The sequence below is a fragment of the Citrobacter portucalensis genome (genome assembly GCF_023374935.1).
Classification (GTDB): Bacteria; Pseudomonadota; Gammaproteobacteria; order Enterobacterales; family Enterobacteriaceae; genus Citrobacter; species Citrobacter portucalensis.
On sequence record NZ_CP092466.1, the window covers coordinates 4,993,668 to 5,014,695 of the forward strand.

Here is a 21,028-nt window from a genome sequence, read left to right on the forward strand (position 1 = left end):
CTGTCAGAACTTGTAACCACGATGCAGCGCAACGACACCTGCTGTCAGGTTGTAGTAATCAACGCTTTCGAACCCGGCATCTTGCATCATTGCTTTTAAGGTGTCCTGATCGGGATGCATACGGATGGACTCCGCCAAATAACGGTAGCTGTCCGCATCGCTTGCTACCATTGAACCTATGCGAGGCAGAACATGGAAAGAGTATGCGTCGTAGGCTTTGCTCAACGGTTCGATGATGGGTTTGGAGAATTCCAGCACCAGTAGACGTCCGCCTGGCTTCAATACGCGGTACATGGAGCGTAATGCTTTGTCTTTATCCGTTACGTTGCGCAGACCGAAAGAGATGGTGATGCAGTCAAACGTGTTGTCAGGGAAAGGTAATGCTTCCGCATTCGCCTGAACGTACTCAACGTTACCTACCACGCCAATATTACGCAGCTTTTCGCGACCCATTTTGAGCATTGAGTCATTGATATCCGCCAGCACAACTTTGCCGGTTTCACCAACCATGCGAGAGAATTTCGCCGTCAGATCGCCGGTACCGCCTGCTAAATCGAGAACGGTTTGCCCGCGACGCACGCCACTGCAATCAATGGTGAAGCGCTTCCACAAACGATGAATGCCAAATGACATTAAGTCATTCATAACGTCATATTTAGACGCCACAGAATGAAAAACGTGGGCCACCATGTCAGCTTTCTGCTCTTTAGCGACGGTCTGAAAGCCAAAGTGCGTCGTTTCTTGTGAATTATCCACCATCTCAGTGCCTGCTCATCCAAAAAATGTTCGAGAAGTGTAACAGATTGGGCCAATTTGCCCTACCCTTCTGCCGGGTTCAACTACCCCAAATGGACTAGTTTGATTGCTGATTTGCCGCTTCATCCTCGGGGTAAGACGCATCTTGTTGCGTCTCAGGGACCGAGCGCAAGCGGTATTCTTCATCCTGTGTAGTCGCTTGTTCAGCCAGCTCAGGATTTATCTCGCGCTTAATTTCCACGCCTAAACTACGAAACGCTTCTGCCTGCGACAGGACATTTCCACGACCGGAAGAGAGTTTTTTCATCGCCTGTCGGTAGTTGTCCTGGGCTTTGTCCAGGCTTTGACCTATTGCCGACATATCATCCACAAACAACCGCATCTTGTCATAAAGTTTGCTGGCCCGATCGGCAATTTGTTGCGCATTACGACTCTGATGCTCGTAGCGCCACAGGTTGGCGATCGTGCGCAATGCCACCAACAGCGTGGTAGGGCTCACCAGCATAATGTTATTTCTAAGCGCTTCGGTAATCAGTTCGGGCTGTCTGTCGAGCGCCAGCAAAAAAGCGGGCTCAACGGGGATAAACATCAACACATAGTCAAGCGTACGCAGCCCAGGAAGCTGCTGATAATCTTTGCGCCCCAGTAGTCGAATATGGTTGCGCACCGAGGCGATGTGCTCCTGCAATGCACTTTCGCGGGTGTATTCATCTTCTGCGTTAAAATAGCGCTCATAGGCGACCAGCGTCATTTTCGCATCGATCACCACATCTTTACCCTGCGGTAGCCGAACGATGACATCAGGCTGCATTCGCGAACGGGCGTCGTTTTCGATGCTGACCTGGGTTTCATATTCATAACCCTCACGCAGACCAGAGGCTTCGAGTACCCGCGTGAGTACGACCTCTCCCCAATTACCCTGCGTTTTGTTATCGCCTTTTAATGCCCGCGTCAGGTTTACCGCTTCCTGCGCCATCTGCGCATTCAGTTGCTGGAGATTACGAATTTCGTGTGCCAGGGTATGGCGTTCTTGCGCCTCTTTACCAAAGCTATCCTGAACCTGGCGACGAAAACCGTCCAGTTGTTCACGAAGCGGCGCAAGCAGGCTGTTCAGACTTTGGCGATTTTGCTCATCAACACGGCGGTTGCTGTGCTCAAAAATACGATTCGCCAGATTTTCAAACTGTTCGCTCAGACGCTGTTCGCTGTTGATCATCTGGCGGATTTTATCTTCCGCATGCTGTTGCGTTGCTTCCAGCCGGGTAGTGACTTCACGGAGATCGGCTTCCAGAGAGGTGTTGATACTGTGCAGACTGCGTAATTCGTTATTGAGTAGTTCGCACTCATCACGCCAGTGAGCTTCCTGCGAGAGCTGCTGGCGAGCGGCGCTTAGCGCAATATCCAGTTCACGTCGCTCTTCGATGAGGTCGGCACGGATTTGATCGGCGCGTGCTTTTGTCGCCAGCCACCCTACCAGTAGCCCTGCGGCTAACGCCAACATGGCACTCATCATAATTGAAATATCCACAACGCCCCCTTACAGCAACGACTTACCCGCTCAAAATAGAATTGTGCTGTATAAACGTCCAGTTTAAAAGGAATTTCCTGCGAGGCACTACGCAAAATAAAAAGGCCGAACGCGTCGGCCTTTTTGAATAGAAGGGAGAATTACAGTAAACGACGCGCGGCTTCTACCACGATTTTCACCGCGTGGCTTTCCGTTTGTTTCATCGTTTCCGCATTAGGGATCTCTTGCTGAGTACGGTTCACGATAACACCTGCGACCATACCGGCACGCAGACCCTGGCTTGCGCACATGGTCAGCAGCGTAGCAGATTCCATTTCGTAGTTCATGACGCCCATAGACTGCCACTCTTCCATTGAGCCTTTGAAACGGCTCACGACGCGACCAGAGAAGGTGTCATAACGCTCCTGGCCTGGGTAGAAGGTGTCAGAAGACGCAGTAACACCCACGTGAGTGGTGGCGCCGATAGATTTCGCCGCTTCCACCAGCGCGGTGGTGCACTCGAAGTCCGCAACGGCCGGGAATTCCATTGGTGCGAAGTGTAGGCTTGCACCGTCCAGACGAACAGACGCAGTGGTAACCAGTACATCACCCACGTTGATATGCGGCTGGATAGCGCCAGTCGTACCGATACGCAGGAAGGTACGAATGCCCAGCTGTGCCAGTTCTTCTACGGCAATAGAGGTGGACGGGCCGCCGATACCGGTAGAGCAAACGATCACGGCTTTACCATCCAGCTCAGCACGCCAGGTGGTGAACTCGCGATGAGATGCCAGCTTAACCGGCTTATCCATCAGCGCGGCGATCTTTTCCACACGCTCCGGGTCGCCAGGGACGATAGCAAGCGTAGCCCCTTGTAAATCGTTCTTAGTGAGGCCGAGATGAAAAACATCAGACTTAGACATAAAAACTCCTCTGTGAATCGGTTTTGTCAGAAGAAGCAAAAACATACTTTACCGAAGGCATAAACATATTTTCGTGACAGTCATCACTATGATGTAAATCAATTGCATTCGATTACCATTAAATAGTGATCTTTATCACATAAATGATGCGATATAAGTAAGCCCTGCACAAAAGATAGACCGTTTAAGGCAATGTGGTTCGTTGCATGTGTCTATAGTTAACAATGCGCTTTTTTGCTGAATATTTAAGGGTACGGAGAATACCATGACAACACGACAATCTGGCTTTGCACCTGCTGTATCTCCACCGACGTCTACCACGGTTCACACCCCGGATAATGCAATTATCGCCGGTGTAACGTCTATACCTTCACAAGGCGATGATATGCCAGCGTATCACGCACGACCAAAACAGACTGATGGCCTGCTGCCCGTAGTCATTGTCGTGCAGGAGATTTTTGGTATTCATGAGCACATTCGTGACGTTTGCCGTCGTCTGGCTCTGGAAGGGTATCTGGCTATCGCACCAGAACTCTATTTTCGCGAAGGCGATCCCAATGACTTTGCCGATATCCCTACGCTGCTTAGTGGCCTTGTCGCCAAAGTGCCTGACTCTCAGGTACTGGCCGATCTGGACCACGTCGCTAGCTGGGCCTCCCGCAACGGAGGAGATGCGCACCAGTTGATGATCACCGGATTTTGCTGGGGTGGACGCATCACCTGGCTGTATGCCGCACATAATCCGCAGTTAAAAGCGGCCGTGGCGTGGTATGGCAAACTGGTGGGTGACAAAACCCTCAACTCGCCAAAACATCCCGTTGATATCGCAACCGATCTTAACGCCCCCGTTTTGGGGCTTTATGGCGGCCAGGACACCAGCATTCCGCAAGATACCGTTGAAACAATGCGCCAGGCGCTACGCGCCGCCAATGCTAAAGCGGAAATCGTGGTCTATCCCGATGCCGGACATGCGTTCAACGCCGATTATCGCCCGAGCTATCACGAAGAGTCCGCGAAAGACGGTTGGCAGAGAATGCTGGAGTGGTTCGTGCAATACGGTGGGAAGAAATAAACGTTAATTGCCCGGTGGCAGCGACGTCTTACCGGGCCTACAACTATTGCGATTTCCTGTAACCCGGGTAAGCACCAGCGCTTCCCGGGCACCGAATTACGCCTGACGCAGATTCTGCGCCGCTTTGACCATGTTCGCCAGCGCGGCACGGGTTTCCGGCCAGCCGCGGGTTTTCAGGCCGCAGTCCGGGTTCACCCACAGACGTTCTGCTGGAATGCGCTGCTCAGCTTTCTTCAACAGGGCTTCAATCCACTCCACGCTCGGAACGTTCGGCGAGTGAATATCATATACGCCCGGCCCGATTTCATTCGGATAGTCGAACTCTTCAAACGATTCCAGCAACTCCATATCAGAGCGCGAGGTTTCAATGGTGATCACGTCCGCATCCAGCGCCGCAATGGAGTCCATGATGTCGTTGAACTCGCAATAACACATGTGGGTGTGGATCTGGGTTTCATCCTTCGCTACCGCCGCGTTAATGCGGAAGGCCTCCACTCCCCACTCCAGATACGCCGCCCAGTCGCTGCGACGCAGTGGTAAACCTTCGCGCAGTGCCGGTTCATCAATCTGGATGATGCCGATACCCGCCGCTTCCAGATCCGCCACTTCATCACGCAGCGCCAGCGCGATCTGCTTCGCGATGGTTTCACGCGTCACGTCTTCACGCGGGAATGACCAGCAGAGAATGGTCACCGGACCGGTCAGCATGCCTTTTACCGGTTTGTCGGTCAGCGACTGGGCATATTTCGCCCACTCCACGGTGATCGCTTCCGGGCGGCTGACGTCGCCAATCACCACCGGCGGCTTCACGCAGCGAGAGCCGTAGCTCTGCACCCAACCGTTCTGGGTAAAGACGAAGCCGTCCAGGTGTTCGCCAAAGTATTCGACCATGTCATTACGCTCGGCTTCACCGTGTACCAGCACGTCGAGACCAAGACGTTCCTGTTCAACAATCGCCTGTTTAATATGTTCCGCAATTCCAGTGCGATAGTTACCAGCATCCAGGTTGCCCTTTTTGAAGTCCAGGCGCAGGCCGCGAATTTCTGTGGTTTGCGGGAATGAACCGATAGTCGTAGTCGGCCATGCCGGCAGATTAAAGCGGGCACGTTGCGCCTCGGCACGAACCGGGTAAGCGTTAGCGCGCTGGCTGTCCTGGGCGGTGATTGCCGCCAGACGTTTTTCCACTGTGGCGTTGTGTACGCGGGTAGAGTGACGACGAGCCTGAATCGGTGCGCTCCACTCGACAATTGCTGCCGTATCACCGCTATTCAACGCATCGCGCAGCAGCGCCAGCTCGCCGCACTTTTGCAACGCGAAGGCAAACCAGCTCTTCACTTCTGCATCAAGGCGGGTTTCCACACTGAGATCGATTGGGCTATGCAGCAGGGAGCAGGAAGAAGCCACCCACAGGTTACGTTTCCCGACGATATCTTTGATTTGTGCGTATTTTTCGCTGAGATCGGCACGCCAGACGTTGCGGCCGTTCACCAGCCCCGCTGACAGCAGCCAGTCGGCTGGCAGACGCGTGTGCAGCTCGGCTGCATCATCTTTGCCGTGCACGAAGTCAACGTGCAGCCCCTGTACCGGCAGGGCGGTAATGGTATCCAGGTTTGGCGTTACGCCTTCGAAGTAAGTGGTCAGTAGCAGCTTCACCTGACCCGTCAGCGCGTCATAAGCTGGTTTGAAGGCGTCCAGCCACGCTTGCGGCAATTCCAGCACCAGAGCGGGTTCGTCAATCTGCACCCACTCAATACCGCGTTTCGCCAGCTCGGCCAGCACCTGCTGGTAAACCGGCAGAATGTCGTTCAACAGGCTCAGGCGGTCAAACTGTTCGCCTTTCACTTTACCCAACCACAGGTAGGTTACCGGCCCCAGCAGCACAGGCTTCACCTTGTGACCGAGCGCCAGCGCTTCGTCCACTTCATCCAGCAGTTGGGTCCAGGTCAGTTTAAACTGCTGACCTTTAGTGAACTCTGGCACCATGTAGTGATAGTTGGTGTTAAACCATTTGGTCATTTCTGCCGCCGCCGCGGGTTCACCCGTTGGTGCGCGGCCACGGCCAATGCGAAATAAGGTATCGATATCGACCGAGCCGTCTTTATTTTGATGGCGAGCCGGAACGTTGCCGAGCAGTAGGCTGGTAGTCAGCACGTGATCGTACCAGGCAAAATCACCCACCGGCAGCAGGTCAACGCCCGCCTGCTTCTGCTGATCCCAGTGGCGGGCACGCAGCTCGCGGCCAACGGTCAGCAAATCTTCACGGGAAAAATTTCCCGCCCAGTAGCTTTCTTGCGCTTTCTTCAACTCGCGACGCAGGCCAACGCGAGGGAAACCGAGGGTGTGATTCAATATTGTCATTTTTCTTCCTCTAATTATATGTAAATCCTATGGATTTTGAATTTAGGGAAGGCGGCAAGTTTACTCATCCCCAGGAGCTTACTGAAGTAAGTGACTGGGGTGGGGAAACGAAGCCAACGCACCATAAATTTAAAAGACGAAGGATTTTAGCCGTCCAGATGTTTACACATCCATAATTGGCGGTTACTGTATATTCCTCAAGCGCAATTTGTTCATGCCGAAGTGAAGGACTTTCATGATCGAGATTAAACACCTGAAAACGCTCCAGGCGTTGCGGAATAGTGGTTCTCTGGCAGCCGCAGCGGCGACGTTGCATCAGACCCAATCCGCCCTTTCTCACCAGTTCAGCGATCTGGAGCAGCGCCTTGGCTTTCGACTTTTTATCCGTAAAAGCCAGCCTCTGCGCTTTACGCCGCAGGGAGAAATCCTGCTGCAGTTAGCCAATCAGGTGTTGCCGCAAATTGGTCGTGCGCTGCAGGCCTGCAACGAACCGCAGCAAACCCGGCTGCGAATCGCGATTGAATGTCACAGTTGTATTCAATGGCTGACGCCCGCGCTGGAGAATTTTCGAGCCAACTGGCCGCAGGTGGAGATGGACTTTAAATCCGGCGTGACGTTCGATCCGCAACCAGCGCTACAGCAGGATGAGCTGGATCTGGTGTTAACCTCCGACATCCTGCCGCGCAGCGGATTGCACTACTCACCGATGTTTGATTTTGAAGTCCGCCTGGTACTGGCGCCTGACCATCCGTTGGCCAGCAAAACTCAAATCACACCGGAAGATTTGGCCAGCGAGACGCTGCTGATTTACCCGGTACAGCGGAGTCGACTGGATGTATGGCGGCATTTTCTGCAGCCTGCAGGCGTTAGTCCGTCGCTGAAAAGCGTGGATAACACCTTGCTGCTGATTCAGATGGTTGCAGCCAGAATGGGTATCGCGGCATTACCGCACTGGGTGGTGGAGAGTTTTGAACGCCAGGGCCTGGTAGTGACCAAAACCCTGGGTGATGGATTGTGGAGCCGACTGTACGCCGCCGTGCGTGATGGCGAGCAGCGACAGCCGGTCACAGAAGCGTTTATTCGCTCAGCGCGGAATCACGCCTGCGATCACCTACCGTTTGTACGGAGTGCGGAACGACCCACTTTCGATGTACCCACAGTGAAGCCACTATCACAGCCGCACCAATGATGAAGCTTGGCCAGTGAGGTTGTTGATGCCAGATAGCCAGGTTAACCAGCAGTCCGGCAGGGACATGCATATTGTTCATGATGCCCAGCGTGCCCGCATCCACCTGGGTCGCGCCGTAGTTCCACATAAAGTAACCAATGCCGGACGCCGCCACGCCAAGAAAGACCAGAATTCCCCACTGTAGCGTGGTTGCAGGCATTTTCTGCGCATTGCCCAGCATGAACCAGGCCACGACAGCCACCATAAAGGCGCCCATATAAAACCAGGCAAAGGCGTTGTGCTGCGGCATTGGCCGCGTCTCCATCAGACGTTTATAGCCCACCATACCAATGGCAAAGCTGATATTGGACAACTGCACCAGCAGCAGACCGGTCCAGAAGTGGCTGGTCACCTGATCGTAACGAATGATCCCCGCGCCAATCACCGCCAGTAACGCACTAAAGGCGTAACTCCAGCGCAGACGACGTCCGCTCATCAGATCATAAATCAGCGTAATGTAGAGCGGCGTCAGCACGGTAAAGAGCAGCAGTTCTGAAACCGTCAGGTACAGATAGGCGTGAAAACTCAGCATGTACATAATGCCAAGCTGCATGGCCCCCACCAGCATATACAGCCCGATCGTTTTTACGCTGTGCCCACGAGTACGTAAAAACGGCAGGAACACCAACGCCGCCAGCCCAACGCGCACCAGCACCGCAAAATAGCTATCGACATGGCCGGCAAGGTACTCGCCAAACAGGCTAAAGGAAAAGGCCCACAGAATTGTGGTAATGATGAGTAACGCCACAATGGATGTCTCTTAACAAAAGGTACACCCATTGTAGCGGAGTTTTTAGTTGACAACTGGTCAGCTAACGAACAGAAGGTTACTGCAAAAACAGTTCACGCAGATAGTGTGGCACGGCATCGTCGGCATTAAGACCAATGACTTCCAGTTCCGGGTGCAGATCCTTCAGGCGCTGGTGGGCGTTGCCCATGATGCAGCCTTTACCTGCCATGGAGAGCATTTCCGCATCGTTCATCCCATCGCCAAAGGCGATGCAGTCTTTCAGACTGTAGCCCATCGCTTTTGCTACCGCTTCCAGCGCATGACCTTTCGATACGCCGCCAGCCATGACTTCCAGACAGGTAAGCGTAGAGAAGCTGACGTTGACGCGATCGCCCCAGCGGGCGTTGATCGCCTGCTCCAGCGGCAGTAGCCTTTCGTGAGAGTCGGTGGTGAAGAACACTTTGCTGACGCCCTCAGGCTCCAGTAATGCAGGTTCAAACAGTGAATAGTTAAACACCGCTTCTTTGAAGAAACGCATTTCGTCCGGACGATGGCGATTCATAAACCACTCATCATCACGATATACGTTGGTCACGATGTCCGGGTTTGCATTCACTACGCCAAACAGGTCGCTGGCAATATCGCGATCCAGGTTATGGGAAAACACCAGATTCCCGTCAGAATCATGCACGCGCGCGCCGTTGGACGTGATCATGTAGGTTTTAATGCCGAGGTTATCGCGAATTTGCCCCACATCAACATGATGACGGCCAGTCGCAAACACGAAGTTAACGCCGCGAGCGGTCAATAACTTCAGCGTCTCTTTGGCATAAGGGGACAGAGTATGGTCGGGAGAAAGCAGCGTACCGTCTAAATCAGACGCAACAACCTGATACATAAGAAAATTCAACCTCTAGGCAAAGCGGGTTCCGCTGGATGAGTTATGCTTGTCGAAAAATTCAACAATAGCGTTAAGCGCGACTGAGCGCATGGCGTCCTTTTCAAAAAGGATCTCATGGTACGCGCCTTTAATGACAAGCGGCTGCCCCCCTTCTACAGGATGGCCTGCTGCGGCGCGGAGTTCACAAAAACGATCGTGCATGCGGTTATCTACCACACGCTCTTCTTCAGCCTGAATCAGCAGCGTCGGCGTCGCATCATCCCCGGCGCCAGCCAAAACCTGTTCGCCAGCCAGAATCCCTTCACGTACCCAGTGATAGGTGGGACCGCCAACGCGCAACCGCGGCTCATCAGCATAAAAGCGCAGATTGCGCCGATAGCGCTGTCGACTATGGGTTAACGCATTCATACCGAACGGCAGCGCCCGCCAGCGCCCGGTTCCCATCGCATAGCCTTCGCGGATCCGCGGATGCCCTTCGGCCCAGTCCAGTATATGGCGCACCATCCAGTCGGGAAAGCGCATCACAATACCAAACATCGGTGCGCAAAGCGCGATGGCATCACACTGATTCGGGTGGCGTTGCAGGAATAACGTGGCAATCGCCCCGCCCATTGAATGCGCCAGGATATAGCGTTTTCTCCACGGGCCGGGTAGCACTTCCTGCTGCCAGAAGGCGGTTAGATCGTCGACATAATCATTAAAGTTATCGACATGACCGCGGTGCGGATCCGAAAGCATACGCCCGGAACGCCCCTGGCCACGGTGATCGATAATGAGAACGTCAAAACCAGAATGAAACAGGTCATACGCCAGTTCAGCGTATTTCACGTAGCTTTCAATGCGTCCAGGACAGACGACGATGACGCGATCGTTTTTTTCTGCATGAAAACGAACAAAATGTACGGGAATATCATCCACGCCCGTAAATTCCGCTTCTTCCCGCTGACGCCAGAAATCTGTCAGTGGCCCCATGGAAAAAGCAGCAAACGCGTTTTCTCTTGTTTCCCAGTCTTTTTGCTGCTGAAACATCGGGTATCCAGCCTCGCTGACCAAGTAAAATCGTTTTTTTCGCCGTCACTGACACAACCTAACGGCAGTAGCGTATTGTGGCATAAAAATAGACAATCCGGGAGTTTCTCATGACCTTTGAATGGTGGTTCGCCTACCTGCTGACCTCTATTATTTTGAGCTTGTCCCCAGGCTCTGGCGCAATCAATACCATGACCACCGCCATCAGCCACGGATATCGCGGTGCCAGCGCGTCGATTGCGGGTTTGCAGACCGGGTTGGGTATTCATATCGTTCTGGTTGGCGTAGGACTGGGAACGCTATTTTCACGTTCAGTGATCGCATTTGAGGTGCTGAAGTGGGCGGGAGCGGCCTATCTGATTTGGCTGGGTATTCAGCAATGGCGCGCGGCGGGTGCTATCGATCTGAATACCATGGCGAATACGCAATCGCGCAGCCGGCTGTTCAAACGCGCGGTCTTTGTTAATCTGACCAATCCCAAGAGCATAGTTTTTCTTGCCGCTCTGTTCCCGCAGTTCATCCTGCCGCAGGAACCACAGTTGATGCAGTACGTGGTACTTGGCGTCACGACCATCGTGGTCGATATCATTGTGATGATCGGTTACGCGACGTTGGCCACGCGCATTGCTGGCTGGATTAAAGGGCCAAAGCAAATGAAGGCGCTCAACAAAGTGTTTGGCTCGCTGTTTATGCTGATAGGCGCCCTGCTGGCATCGGCAAGGCATGCCTAGCAAATGGAACGTCGCTCGCAATGAAATGCTATCTGTAAGAGCCTCTGAACATGGCTTTTCGTACTTCGCCGCAAAGGGAGAAAAGCCTTTTATCCTGTACTGTTAGACGTTGATTGCTAATGCCAGAATGCTGCCATATTCACCACTCACGGATGATTAACGAAGGCGGAAGTAACAACACCACATGACGCAGTATTTAAAACCTTCCTCTCCCGCGTGGAAACCGCGCGGGACTTTATCGAACTTCATCTTCCGCCCTCGCTGATCAAAATCTGCAAACTGGATACGCTCCGTCTGGAATCAGGCAGTTTTGTGGAGGACGAACTGCGTCCCTATTTCAGTGATATTCTCTACTCACTGGAAACCACCAGCGGGCATGGCTATGTACACGTGCTCATTGAGCATCAAAGCTCACCGGATAAACACATGTCATTTCGCCTGATGCGCTACGCTATCGCAGCGATGCAACGTCATCTTGAGGCGGGAAACGACACGTTACCGCTGGTTATTCCAGTGCTCTTTTACCATGGCAAGCAAAGCCCATGGCAAGGCTCAATGAACTGGCTGGATCACTTTGAGGATTCTGGAACCGCCCTTCAACTTTACAGCACACCATTTCCGTTGGTGGATGTGACGGTTATTCCAGATGATGAGATCATGCAGCATCGCAGTATGGCAGCGCTGACATTAGTACAAAAACACATTCGCCAGCGCGACATGGCGCAGTTGCTGGATAAACTTACCCGCCTGTTTATGCTGGAGAAGATGAGCGGACAACAAATAACCGTGCTGGTAAACTACATGGTGCAAGCAGGGAATACACAAGATGTTCAGACATTATTGTATAAGCTGGCACAGCGGGTGCCGCAGCATGGAGAAAAACTGATGACAATGGCGGATCAACTAAAGCAGATAGGCCGTGAAGAAGGGAGGCGCATTGCCCTTACTGATGTAGCAAAAGCGATGCTCAAGCGAGGTCTTGATACCGACGCGATTATGGAAATGACCGGCCTTTCGAAGGATGAGCTACAGAAGCTTGCGCAATAAGCCGCATACCGCCTGGGACTCCCAGGCGGGCAACAAACTTAGCGCGAAATAATCAGATGGATACCGAAGCCTGCGAACAGCGCACCGGCAAAACCATCAATCCACTTCGCCAGACGCTGATAGCCACGACGCATTTTCGGGAGCGCAAACAGGCTGGCGACCACGGTAAACCACGCCAACGTTTCCACGATAATCAGAGCAAAGATCCCCCAACGCGCGCCCGTTCCCACGTTGTCGCCAACGAACAATGAGAAGACGGAGCCAAAATAGATAATGGCTTTAGGGTTCGCCAGGTTGGTCAGCAGACCTTTCAAAAAGCTGCGTCCGCTCTGCGCCAGCTCCACCTGCGGAGTGGGCGCGGCAACATCCTGTTTTTTAAACGCGCCGCGCAGCATCTGATAACCCATCCAGCACAGATACAGCCCCCCGCCTACCATAATAATGGTATGCAGCCAGGCCATTTTTTCGATAATCAGATGCAGGCCGAGCAGTGCCACGCCAGCCCAGACCATGACGCCGCAGGTAATGCCCAGCACACCCATCATAGCTTCTTTGCGCGAACGGCTAACCGCAGTTTGAGAAACAAAAAAGAAATCGGGACCGGGGCTCATCAGCGCAACGATATGCACCAACGCAACGGTGAAAAATAGCGTTAACATAAAAATGACTCGCGGGGGAATAGTTCAGTGAGTCACCATCCTGGCACTTTTTTGCCCGGCTGACTACTCTTCGTCGTCACCATCAACGTGTGCGCGAATAAGCGCCATAAACTCTTTACCGAAACGCTCAAGTTTCCGCATCCCCACACCGTTGACGCTTAGCATTTCACTCGGTGAAACCGGCATCTGCTCCGCCATTTCAATCAGCGTGGCGTCGTTGAACACCACGTACGGCGGAATGTTCTCTTCGTCGGCAATGGCTTTACGCAGCTTACGCAATTTGGCGAACAGTTTGCGGTCGTAGTTACCACCGAAGGATTTCTGCATCGCACGCGGTTTCAGCGCCACAATACGTGGTACAGCAAGCTGTAACGCAACGTCACCGCGCAACACCGGACGCGCGGCTTCTGTTAGCTGTAACGCGGAGTGATGAGCAATATTCTGCGTCACCAGGCCCAGGTGAATAAGCTGGCGAATAACGCTCACCCAGTGTTCGTGGCTTTGCTCGCGACCAATGCCATAGACCGGCAGTTTGTCATGAGCCAGTTCGCGAATACGCTGGTTATTCGCTCCGCGCAGCACTTCCACGACGTACCCCATGCCGAAGCGTTGGTTAACACGGTAAATCGTCGACAGCGCTTTGCGCGCATCCATAAGTCCGTCGTACTGTTTTGGCGGGTCGAGGCAGATGTCGCAGTTACCACACGGCTCCTGACGCCCTTCGCCAAAATAGTTCAGCAGCACCAGACGACGACAGGTCTGCGCCTCGGCAAACGCCCCCATCGCATTGAGCTTATGCCGTTCGATATCCAGCAGTTGCCCAGCGGGTTTCTCTTCGAGGCAACGGCGTAGCCATGCCATATCAGCCGGATCGTAAAACAGCATGGCTTCCGCAGGCAGGCCATCACGCCCGGCGCGGCCGGTTTCCTGGTAATAGGATTCGATATTGCGCGGAATATCGAAATGCACCACGAAGCGTACGTTAGGTTTGTTGATCCCCATACCGAACGCCACGGTCGCCACTACGATTTGCAGGTCATCACGCTGGAATTTCTCCTGCACCTCGGCGCGTACGGCGTTTTCCAGCCCGGCATGATAAGCCCCGGCGCTGATGCCACGGCTTTGCAGACGCGCGGCGGTGTCTTCGACTTTGGCGCGACTGTTACAATAGATAATGCCAGACTTACCGCGCTGCTCTTGCACGTAGCGCATCAGCTGATCGAGCGGCTTAAACTTCTCCATCAGCATGTAGCGAATGTTCGGGCGGTCAAAGCTGCTGATCTGAATTAACGGATCGTTCAGTCCCAGCAGACGCACAATGTCCAGCCGGGTTGTCTCATCCGCGGTCGCGGTCAGCGCCACAAACGGCAGCGTCGGGAAACGCTGACGTAACTGGCCCAGCGCAGCGTACTCGGGGCGGAAATCATGCCCCCACTGCGAAATACAGTGCGCTTCATCAACCGCCAGCAGCACCGGATTCCAGTGCGCCAGATGCTCAAGGAAGTTATCCAGCATCAGGCGTTCGGGCGCAATATACAGTAAGCGAATCTGCCCGCTGCGACAGCCCGCCATCACCTCAAGCTGTTGTTCACGACTTTGAGTAGAATTCAGGCACGCCGCCGCCACGCCGTTGGCTAGCAGTTGATCGACCTGATCTTTCATCAGGGAAATCAGCGGGGAAACAACAACGGTGAGTCCGTTTAGCAATAATGCGGGAATTTGATAGCACAGGGATTTACCGCCGCCGGTCGGCATAACGACCAGGCAGTCGCGACCAGAGAGCACGGTATCAATGATTTCTTCCTGACCGGGGCGAAACTGTTGGTAGCCAAAGGTTTCCTGCAAAACCTGTTTAGCGCCCATTTCCAGATTCAACACTTCCGCCTGCGCCACATTAACCCCATTCGCCCGAAATAAAAACAGGCGCTATTTTCAGCGCCTGAGAGAGAAACTGCAATGATTAAAATACTCTCAATACTTATCAGAAGATATCGTTGAGCATCACGCCCACACCGACACGCGTCTGATTGAAGTTGTAGTCAATCAGCGATTCGCCGTAACCACTGTAGACCTGAGTGTATAGACGCACATGCTTCGTGATGGGGTAACTGGCCCCCAGCTCTGCGCCGCCGTAGCCGGTATTCCAGTTGTACTGGCCTTTCACGCTGATAACCGCGTCCCCCAGGTGATACCCCATTTTCAGCTGATAGTAGCCCATGTATTTAGTGATATCAGGGTTATCGTCGGTGCTACCAATCACGTACCACGGCTTAACTTCCACCAGCCAGTTACCATTTTCAGCCATCAGACGGGTATAAAGACGGTTCCAGCTACGTGACGTGGGATCGGAACGGCCGTTGGAGTCATGGTTATAACCCATTTCGACATCACGAAGCGTCCAACCGGCAAAGCGATAGTCGGTGGCGAAACCGAGGAACAACTGCGGTTCGTAGTTGGTTTCGCGAAACGGTGAAGACTCTTCACTGTTCGAAAGCTGCCACCAGGACTTCTGGGTATAGGAACCGCCAAGTACCGAGTTTGGGCCTAATATCCCGCGCCAGAGCGGAAACGCCAGGCTTAGCTGAAACTTAACCTCATCTTTGCGCGCATTTTCGGACCAGCTATAACTGCTGATCGCCTCTTTGTTCATGTCGCTGGTATTGGTGTAAATAAGATAGTTGGTGTCATAAGGATAAAGCGTGAAAGGGTTGTCATGTTCCTGCAGCATATTGGCGATAATACTGCCACGAACCGCCGGTGCATCATGAATCTCTTTCACTGTCGCTTCCTGCGCATAAGCGGTCAACGGCAGCATAATTGCTGGTAGTAACCATCCCAGAATCGCCCGCATCGGTAATGTTCTCCTGAACCAAAATATTGATGAATTGTATAATTATCTGGCAAGTATTCTACATACTTAGCTAGTTCCTCGTTAGTTATCCCGTCCTAAAGTAGAAAACAACAAATAATAAGCATAATATCAACATTTCATTAACCACCGAGATGTAGGGATCGTATGTCTGCCGTACTTACTGCTGAGGAAGCGCTGAAGTTAGTGGGTGAAATGTTTGTCTATCATATGCCGTTTAACCGGGCGCTGGGACTGGAGCTCGAACGCTATGAGAAAGAATTTGCTCAATTAGCCTTTAATAACCAACCGATGATGGTCGGCAACTGGGCGCAAAGCATTCTGCATGGCGGCGTGATCGCCTCGGCGCTGGACGTCGCCGCCGGGCTGGTATGCGTTGGGAGTACGCTGACCCGCCATGAGACGATCAGCGAGGACGAACTGCGTCAGCGGATGTCACGCATGGGAACAATCGATTTGCGCGTTGATTATCTGCGCCCCGGAAGAGGGAATCGCTTTACCGCCACCAGCAGCCTGCTGCGGGCGGGTAATAAAGTCGCTGTTGCGCGCGTGGAATTGCATAACGAAGAACAGCTTTATATTGCCAGCGCAACCGCCACTTATATGGTGGGGTAAGTGCCTAAAAAAAGGTAAACTGCTGTTACATTTCTGCAATGAGTTTTCCCGATGGATGCTAAACAAACGCGGCAGGGCGTGCTACTCGCTCTTGCTGCTTATTTTATTTGGGGTATCGCTCCCGCCTACTTCAAGCTGATTTACTATGTTCCGGCGGATGAGATCCTGACGCACCGCGTCATCTGGTCATTTTTCTTTATGGTGGTACTGATGAGCATCAGCCGCCAGTGGTCAGGCGTCAAAACGCTGCTACAAACGCCAAAGAAGATCTTCCTGCTGGCGCTCTCTGCAGTGCTCATCGGCGGAAACTGGCTGCTGTTCATTTGGGCGGTCAATAATCACCATATGCTGGAAGCCAGCCTCGGCTATTTTATTAACCCACTGGTGAATATTGTGCTGGGAATGCTATTCCTCGGTGAGCGCTTTCGTCGCATGCAGTGGCTGGCGGTACTGTTAGCCGCCTGCGGCGTGCTGGTACAGCTGTGGACCTTCGGATCGCTGCCAATAATCGCGCTGGGACTGGCGTTCAGCTTTGCGTTCTATGGGCTGGTGCGCAAGAAGATTGCCGTCGAAGCACAAACCGGCATGCTGATCGAAACCCTGTGGCTTTTACCTGTCGCCGCCATCTATCTGTTTGGCATTGCGGACAGCTCAACCAGCCATATGGGGCAAAACCCCATCTCGCTCAACCTGCTGCTGATTGCCGCGGGTGTCGTGACCACTATTCCGCTGCTGTGCTTTACCGGCGCGGCAACCCGCCTGCGTCTGTCAACGCTGGGATTCTTCCAGTATATCGGGCCTACGCTGATGTTCCTGCTGGCCGTCACCTTCTATGGTGAAGTTCCGGGAACGGATAAAATGGTCACGTTTGCGTTTATCTGGGTGGCGCTGGCGATTTTCGTGATGGATGCGATTTATACGCAACGACGGGTTCGTCGGAGCTAGGGGAGTGCCGGATGGCGCTTCGCTTATCCGGCCTACAAAAGCACATCGCCGTAGGCCGGATAAGTACAGTTATTACAGCCAGTTCTTGCGCTTAAAGTACAGATACGGCGCCAGACCCGCGAGCATCATAAAGACAATCGCGCCCGGGTAACCGAAGCTCCAGTGCAATTCCGGCATAAACTCAAAGTTCATCCCGTAGCTGGAAGCCACCAGCGTCGGCGGCAGGAATACCACAGAAACCACCGAGAAGATCTTGATGATGCGGTTCTGCTCGATGTTGATAAAACCCATCGCCGCCTGCATCAGGAAGTTAACCTTCTGGAACAGCGATTCATTATGAGGCAGCAGTGACTCGATATCGCGCAGGATCTCACGCGCCTGCTCCAGCTGACTGCCCGGCAAACGCGCTTTACGCACCAGGAAGTTCAGCGCGCGCTGGGTATCCATCAGACACAGACGTACCTTCCAGCCGATATCTTCCAGTTCCGCCAACGTCGACAGCGCTTCGTCATACTCATCGCCCTGACGCCCTTCCATGATCACACGGCTGAGTTTTTCCAGGTCGCTGTAGATGTTTTCGATCTCATCTGCCAGCTGTTCAATTTTGGTTTCGAACAGGTCGAGCAACAGCTCGTAGGCGTTGCCATCCACCATCGCCTGGTTACGCGCACGCATGCGGTACAGGCGGAAGGCCGGCAGTTCGCGCTCGCGCAGAGTAAACAGGCGGCCTTCGCGAATGGTAAATGCGACGGTTGAGTTACCCGCGTGATCGTCGGCGTCTTCGTAAAAGAAGAAGGAGTGGATGTGCAGACCGTCTTCGTCTTCAAAAAAACGTGCGGATGCTTCGATGTCTTCCAGTTCAGGGCGCGTAGCCAGATTCTGGCCCAAGTCCTTTTGCACACGGTTTCGTTCTTCGTCATCCGGCTCGACTAAATCGACCCAAACCGAACTGGCCAGGTGCTCGATCTCGTCTGCCTCAAGGCGAGTTAAACGATTGTTTTCCAGTTGAAATGCGCTCAGCATGACCGGGACTCCCAATGCAAAAAATTATCGGACAGTTCGGAGGGCACACAGAAACAAATTGGGTTTCAGACCATTAAACAGCCTGACTCAGCGCGACGGGAAAAAACAGAAGGTCGCTGACAACCGCGAAGGCTATCAGCAAAAAGGGATAGCCTTAGGAGTTGATCCTGGATGACAGGATAATGAGCCAGTATCTACTGGGTGTGTCCAAGGCGAATGTCCTCTTAGCGTAATCGTGCGCGCATGTTACGCCAGCAAAATTTTGACGTCAACACGCAACGGATGGCGAAAAAGTAATAATTTCCCCTTATACAGAAAGGTTAGCAGAGGGGAATTATTTATCTATGATTTCAGAATATTAACCGACAGATAGCCGGATGGCGGCTTCGCCTTATCCGGCCTACAAATCAAAATATTACGTTCCGCGTAGGCCTGATAAGCGCAGCGACATCAGGCGATCATACCGTTTCCAGTCTGGCGTAGGCGGCAACCAGCCATTTGATCCCCTGCCCCTGGAACGCGACCTGCAAACGACTGTGTTCGCCGCTTCCTTCCAGGTTGACGATGGTGCCCTCGCCAAATTTAGCGTGGCGCACGCGCTGGCCGAGCTTATAGCCGGTATCATTTTCCGCCATTGGCGTACCCATCCGCTGATGGCTCACCGGTCGGCTGACAGTGGCGCGCAGGCGAACCTCTTCAACGCACGCTTCCGGCAGTTCGCCGATAAAGCGCGACGGACGATGGTAAACCTCTTTGCCGTACAGACGACGCGTTTCGGCGTAGGTCAGCGTCAGCTTTTGCATTGCACGGGTCACGCCTACGTAAGCCAGGCGGCGCTCTTCTTCGAGGCGACCACCTTCGTCCAGCGACATCTGGCTGGGGAACATACCTTCTTCCATCCCCACGATAAACACCTGCGGGAACTCCAGACCTTTCGCCGAGTGCAGCGTCATCAGCTGTACCGCATCCTGCCAGGTATCCGCCTGCCCTTCGCCCGCTTCCAGCGCGGCGTGAGACAGGAACGCCTGCAGCGGCATTAAGTCTTCATCTTCTTCGTTGTAGCTGAACTGGCGCGTTGCCGTCACCAGTTCGTCTAAGTTTTCGATACGCGTCTGGCCTTTCTCGCCTTTTTCCTGCTCGTACATCATGCGCAGGCCGGAGTCTTTAATCACCCGGTCAGTCTGCACGTGCAGCGGCATATCGGCGGTCTCCTGCGCCAGTGCGTCAATCAGCTCCATAAAGCGCTGTAAGGCGCTGGCGGCGCGCCCCGCGAGGGCTTTTTCCTGCAACAACTCACGACAGGCCTGCCACAGCGTTAGCTGGCGGTCGCGGGAGGTCTGACGCACCACATCTAAAGTACGATCGCCAATCCCGCGGGTGGGCGTATTCACCACGCGCTCAAATGCGGCGTCGTCATTGCGGTTGGCGATCAGGCGCAGGTAAGAGAGCGCATCTTTGATTTCCTGGCGTTCGAAGAAACGCATCCCACCATAAATCCGATACGGCATGCTGGCCTGTAACAACGCCTCTTCCAGTACGCGCGACTGGGCGTTGCTGCGATACAGAATGGCGCATTGTTCCAGCGCACCGCCGTTGTCCTGCCAGGTCTTGATACGATTGACCACAAAGCGCGCTTCATCGAGTTCGTTGAACGCGCAATACAGCGAGATCGGCTCGCCGTCGACGCCATCGGTCCACAGCTTTTTACCCAGACGCCCGTTGTTGTTTTCAATCAGGGCGTTGGCCGCGCTGAGGATATTGTTAGTCGAGCGGTAGTTCTGCTCCAGGCGAATAGTTTCTGCGCCGGGGAAATCCGTGAGAAAGCGCTGGATGTTCTCCACCTGCGCTCCGCGCCAGCCGTAGATTGACTGATCGTCATCGCCGACGATCATTACCTTGCCGGTATCGCCCGCCAGCAGGCGGATCCACGCGTACTGAATGTTGTTGGTATCCTGAAATTCGTCCACCAGGATATTGGTAAAACGTTCGCGGTAGTGCTGCAGGATATGCGGTTTGTTGAGCCACAGCTCGTGGGCGCGCAGCAGCAGCTCGGCGAAATCCACCAGCCCCGCGCGGTCACACGCTTCCTGGTAAGCCTGATACACTTTCTGCCAGGTTTGCTCAACCGGGTTGCCGTAGCTTTGCAGATGATGCGGACGCAGCCCTTCGTCTTTCTGGCTGTTGATGAACCACATCGCCTGACGCGGTGGCCACTGCTTCTCATCAAGGTTCATCGCTTTGATCAGACGCTTGAGCAAACGCAGTTGGTCTTCACTGTCGAGGATCTGAAAATCCTGCGGCAGGTTCGCATCCATATGGTGCGCGCGCAGCAGACGGTGCGCCAGACCGTGGAATGTCCCCACCCACATACCGCCCTGGCTGGTTCCCATGATCTGGCCGATACGGTGGCGCATTTCCGCCGCCGCTTTGTTGGTAAAGGTCACCGCCATAATGGAGTACGGCGAGTTATTCTCAACCGTCAGTAACCAGGCGATACGGTGCACCAGCACGCGCGTTTTACCACTCCCCGCGCCTGCCAGAACCAGCATGTTGCTGCGTGGCGCGGCCACCGCTTCACGCTGTTTATCATTAAGGCTGTCGAGCAGGTAAGAAACGTCCATTGGCACCGCCGCGT

At 53.7% G+C, this 21,028-nt stretch carries 19 protein-coding genes; 6 read left to right on the top strand and 13 right to left on the bottom strand.

The window, feature by feature from the left end:
• Window positions 1-3: 3 nt before the first annotated feature.
• From ubiE to udp, 3 genes are all read right to left on the bottom strand, one after another.
• Entirely contained in the window at window positions 4-759 is a 756-nt protein-coding gene (gene ubiE, locus LY264_RS24075; protein WP_003017897.1) for a bifunctional demethylmenaquinone methyltransferase/2-methoxy-6-polyprenyl-1,4-benzoquinol methylase UbiE, read from the bottom strand.
• A gap of 94 nt (window positions 760-853) precedes the next feature.
• Window positions 854-2,284, bottom strand: a complete 1,431-nt coding sequence (gene rmuC / locus LY264_RS24080; protein WP_122984006.1) for a DNA recombination protein RmuC — start codon at window positions 2,282-2,284, stop codon at window positions 854-856.
• Between the two features lie 140 nt (window positions 2,285-2,424).
• Window positions 2,425-3,186, bottom strand: a complete 762-nt coding sequence (gene udp / locus LY264_RS24085) for a uridine phosphorylase (protein WP_003828923.1) — start codon at window positions 3,184-3,186, stop codon at window positions 2,425-2,427.
• A 265-nt stretch (window positions 3,187-3,451) separates the two neighbouring features.
• Here udp and LY264_RS24090 point away from each other — a divergent pair, with 265 nt between their 5' ends.
• Complete coding sequence (locus LY264_RS24090; protein WP_003828924.1) at window positions 3,452-4,258, top strand: dienelactone hydrolase family protein; 807 nt, start codon at window positions 3,452-3,454, stop codon at window positions 4,256-4,258.
• Between the two features lie 96 nt (window positions 4,259-4,354).
• Here LY264_RS24090 and metE read toward each other — a convergent pair whose 3' ends face one another.
• Window positions 4,355-6,616 carry a 5-methyltetrahydropteroyltriglutamate--homocysteine S-methyltransferase gene (gene metE, locus LY264_RS24095; protein WP_048227526.1) on the bottom strand — a complete coding sequence of 754 codons (2,262 nt, stop codon included), beginning with the start codon at window positions 6,614-6,616 and terminating at the stop codon, window positions 4,355-4,357.
• A 235-nt stretch (window positions 6,617-6,851) separates the two neighbouring features.
• On the opposite strand from metE, the gene metR reads away from it, so the two are divergent.
• Window positions 6,852-7,805 (top strand): HTH-type transcriptional regulator MetR, encoded by a 954-nt coding sequence (metR, locus tag LY264_RS24100; protein ID WP_003017908.1) that lies wholly within the window; start codon window positions 6,852-6,854, stop codon window positions 7,803-7,805.
• Here metR and LY264_RS24105 read toward each other — a convergent pair.
• The 3 genes from LY264_RS24105 to pldB all read right to left on the bottom strand — a co-directional run bounded on the left by LY264_RS24105 (window position 7,693) and on the right by pldB (window position 10,504).
• The gene (locus LY264_RS24105; protein ID WP_008787092.1) at window positions 7,693-8,592 is read right to left on the bottom strand and encodes a carboxylate/amino acid/amine transporter; all 900 of its coding nucleotides are present in this window, start codon (window positions 8,590-8,592) and stop codon (window positions 7,693-7,695) included. The two genes, metR and LY264_RS24105, sit on opposite strands and share 113 nt — an antisense overlap.
• 79 nt (window positions 8,593-8,671) lie before the next feature.
• Window positions 8,672-9,472 (bottom strand): sugar/pyridoxal phosphate phosphatase YigL, encoded by an 801-nt coding sequence (gene yigL, locus LY264_RS24110; RefSeq protein WP_008787091.1) that lies wholly within the window; start codon window positions 9,470-9,472, stop codon window positions 8,672-8,674.
• A 15-nt stretch (window positions 9,473-9,487) separates the two neighbouring features.
• Window positions 9,488-10,504: a lysophospholipase L2 gene (gene pldB, locus LY264_RS24115; protein ID WP_003017911.1), complete on the bottom strand. Its 1,017-nt coding sequence runs from the start codon at window positions 10,502-10,504 to the stop codon at window positions 9,488-9,490.
• A gap of 110 nt (window positions 10,505-10,614) precedes the next feature.
• Here pldB and rhtB point away from each other — a divergent pair, with 110 nt between their 5' ends.
• Together rhtB and LY264_RS24125 are read left to right on the top strand one after the other, a co-directional pair.
• The gene (rhtB, locus tag LY264_RS24120) at window positions 10,615-11,235 is read left to right on the top strand and encodes a homoserine/homoserine lactone efflux protein (RefSeq protein ID WP_003828938.1); all 621 of its coding nucleotides are present in this window, start codon (window positions 10,615-10,617) and stop codon (window positions 11,233-11,235) included.
• 216 nt (window positions 11,236-11,451) lie between these two features.
• Complete coding sequence (locus LY264_RS24125; RefSeq protein WP_048227525.1) at window positions 11,452-12,282, top strand: Rpn family recombination-promoting nuclease/putative transposase; 831 nt, start codon at window positions 11,452-11,454, stop codon at window positions 12,280-12,282.
• Between the two features lie 38 nt (window positions 12,283-12,320).
• Here LY264_RS24125 and rhtC read toward each other — a convergent pair whose 3' ends face one another.
• The 3 genes from rhtC to pldA form a co-directional block, all read right to left on the bottom strand.
• A complete protein-coding gene (rhtC, locus tag LY264_RS24130; protein ID WP_003828942.1) occupies window positions 12,321-12,941 on the bottom strand; it encodes a threonine export protein RhtC in 621 nt (206 codons plus the stop codon).
• A gap of 63 nt (window positions 12,942-13,004) precedes the next feature.
• Window positions 13,005-14,834: an ATP-dependent DNA helicase RecQ gene (gene recQ / locus LY264_RS24135; RefSeq protein WP_008787089.1), complete on the bottom strand. Its 1,830-nt coding sequence runs from the start codon at window positions 14,832-14,834 to the stop codon at window positions 13,005-13,007.
• 88 nt (window positions 14,835-14,922) lie between these two features.
• Entirely contained in the window at window positions 14,923-15,792 is an 870-nt protein-coding gene (pldA, locus tag LY264_RS24140; protein WP_003828947.1) for a phospholipase A, read from the bottom strand.
• Between the two features lie 165 nt (window positions 15,793-15,957).
• Between pldA and yigI the strand changes: the two genes are divergently transcribed.
• Window positions 15,958-16,425 (top strand): acyl-CoA thioesterase YigI, encoded by a 468-nt coding sequence (gene yigI, locus LY264_RS24145; protein WP_003017917.1) that lies wholly within the window; start codon window positions 15,958-15,960, stop codon window positions 16,423-16,425.
• Window positions 16,426-16,476: 51 nt separating this feature from the next.
• Window positions 16,477-17,370 (top strand): EamA family transporter RarD, encoded by an 894-nt coding sequence (rarD, locus tag LY264_RS24150; protein ID WP_048215218.1) that lies wholly within the window; start codon window positions 16,477-16,479, stop codon window positions 17,368-17,370.
• Between the two features lie 72 nt (window positions 17,371-17,442).
• Here rarD and corA read toward each other — a convergent pair whose 3' ends face one another.
• From corA to uvrD, 3 genes are all read right to left on the bottom strand, one after another.
• Entirely contained in the window at window positions 17,443-18,393 is a 951-nt protein-coding gene (corA, locus tag LY264_RS24155) for a magnesium/cobalt transporter CorA (protein ID WP_003017920.1), read from the bottom strand.
• Window positions 18,394-18,547: 154 nt separating this feature from the next.
• On the bottom strand, window positions 18,548-18,604 hold the full coding sequence (gene ysgD, locus LY264_RS24160) for a YsgD/CorL family protein (RefSeq protein ID WP_212723238.1): 57 nt from the start codon (window positions 18,602-18,604) through the stop codon (window positions 18,548-18,550).
• A gap of 247 nt (window positions 18,605-18,851) precedes the next feature.
• Entirely contained in the window at window positions 18,852-21,014 is a 2,163-nt protein-coding gene (gene uvrD / locus LY264_RS24165; RefSeq protein ID WP_003828957.1) for a DNA helicase II, read from the bottom strand.
• Window positions 21,015-21,028: the final 14 nt, after the last annotated feature.